Annotated in this window: 1 protein-coding gene and 1 pseudogene; one reads left to right on the plus strand and one right to left on the minus strand. The window is 72.4% G+C overall.

Features of this window, described 5'->3' with window-relative positions:
- Nucleotides 1–997: family 1 glycosylhydrolase (locus tag D471_RS0125015; RefSeq protein ID WP_017601152.1), on the plus strand; the 997-nt coding region annotated here is incomplete at its 5' end.
- A gap of 326 nt (nt 998–1,323) precedes the next feature.
- Here D471_RS0125015 and D471_RS0125025 read toward each other — a convergent pair.
- Nucleotides 1,324–1,970, minus strand: a pseudogene (locus D471_RS0125025) (DUF4190 domain-containing protein); the annotation flags it as partial.

Here is a 1,970-nt window from a genome sequence, read left to right on the forward strand (position 1 = left end):
GGACACCGCCCACCGCTTCGCCGAGTACGCCCGCGTCGTCGCCGACCGCCTGGGCGACCGCGTGCATCGCTGGATCACCCTCAACGAGCCCTTCTGCTCGGCGTTCCTCGGCCACGCCGTCGGCCGCCACGCCCCCGGGACACGGGAGGGCACGCCCGCCCTGGCCGCGGCCCACCACCTCCTGCTCGCCCACGGCCTGGCCGTCAGGGAGTTGCGCGCGGCCGCGCCCGGCCAGGTGGGGATCACCCTCAACCCCGACCACCTACTGCCCGCCACCGGCTCCGAAGCCGACCGGGCGGCGGTGGAGCGGGCCCGTACCCTGCACAACCGGGTCTGGCTCGATCCGATCCTCACCGGCGCCTACCCCGACAACGAGGAGGAGACCTGGGGTCCGTTGGCCGACGGCTCCTACCGTGCCGAGGGCGACCTGGACGTCATCGGCCGGCCCCTGGACTTCCTGGGGATCAACTACTACCGGCCCATCAAGCTGCGCGACGCCCCACGCAACGAGGCCGACCCCGCGCGGCGCACCGCGGCGGACATCGGCGTCGAGCAGGTCCCCTTCGAGGACGTGCGGCACACCACCATGGGCTGGCCGGTGCTCCCCGACACCCTCACCGACCTGCTCGTCGACCTCGACCGACGCTACCCGGGCCTGCCGCCCGTCCTCATCACGGAGAACGGCTCCGCCGAGGACGACCGGCCCGACGGGAGCGGCCGGGTCCGCGACCGCGAGCGCGTCGACTACCTGCGCGCGCACCTGGCCGCCCTGTCCCGCGCCCTCGACGCGGGCGTGGACGTACGCGGGTACTTCGTGTGGTCGCTGCTGGACAACTTCGAGTGGGCCCACGGCTACGACCGGCGCTTCGGGCTGGTCCGCGTCGACTACGAGACGTTGGAACGCCATCCCAAGGACAGCTACCGCTGGTACCGCGACTTCCTGGCCGCGCACCGCGCCCGCCGGACCTTCCAACCCACCACGGCCCGGGAGGAATGACCTCCCGGCCTCCGGGACCGTCTCCGTACCCGGAGCGGGGCCCGGTACCGGAGAGGGCTCCCCTACCGGAGCCCCCGCCTCCCGAGAGCGCGTCCGGACTCGTGAGCGGTTCCCGTCGTGTGCGGACCGGACACCCCCGCCAAGGACGACACGCAGCTCTTCGCCTTCGGTGGGGGCGTACTCGACGCGCACCGGGACGGTGCCTGAATCCGGGAGCGGTGTCGTCGGGCGCCTGGCCGGTCATCCGTGCGAGCCTCGGGGGGACCGTCGTCGTTTCCCGCTCACCACCGCCCGCTTCCGCCACCACGGAGCCGTCGGCCGCATGGTCATGAGGTGAGGGACGTGGTCCACGACTCTCCGTCGGCGGCCACGTAGCAGAAGGCGGTCTGGATTCCGTAGTTCCACGAGTCCCGGCTCGGCGCGATGTAGCCGACGAAGTACGTGTCCGGGGTGCGCGCGGGGTCCAGAGCGCGTTCGCTCATCGGATCGCACGTGGCCTCGATGTCGGCGTCGAAGGCGGCCCATCCGGGCCAATCGCTTCCGGAGGGGGAGTAGGAGCCGATCACCTGGGCGTTGTGCGGCTCGTCGCAGGAGGTGAGTTCGACCTCGTAGAACTCCGTGGTGGGAGGGTCGATGAAGCAGTCGCCGGTCTGCAGCGTGCACACCGTGGCGTACCCGGGCGAGGGCTCGCAGAGCTCGGTGGGGGAGGGGGCCCGGCCTTCACCGGTGGAGACTGAGGGGTCCACCCCCTGCGGATCGTAGGGGGCGAACGGGTCCGCGCCCTCCGAGGCGTAGGAGCCGGATTCCGCCTGCACGATGATGACGCCCGCGGCCGTCCATCCGATGCCCCACAAGCAGGCGGCCAGGAGCCCGATCAGGGAGAAGACGATACTGATCGCCTTGGCGGCCGAGAACCCGGTCACGGCGGCCGGCGCGAGGGGGGCCGACGCTCCGGCGACAGGTGGCGTGACCG

The sequence above is a fragment of the Nocardiopsis lucentensis DSM 44048 genome (assembly GCF_000341125.1).
Taxonomy (GTDB): Bacteria; Actinomycetota; Actinomycetes; order Streptosporangiales; family Streptosporangiaceae; genus Nocardiopsis; species Nocardiopsis lucentensis.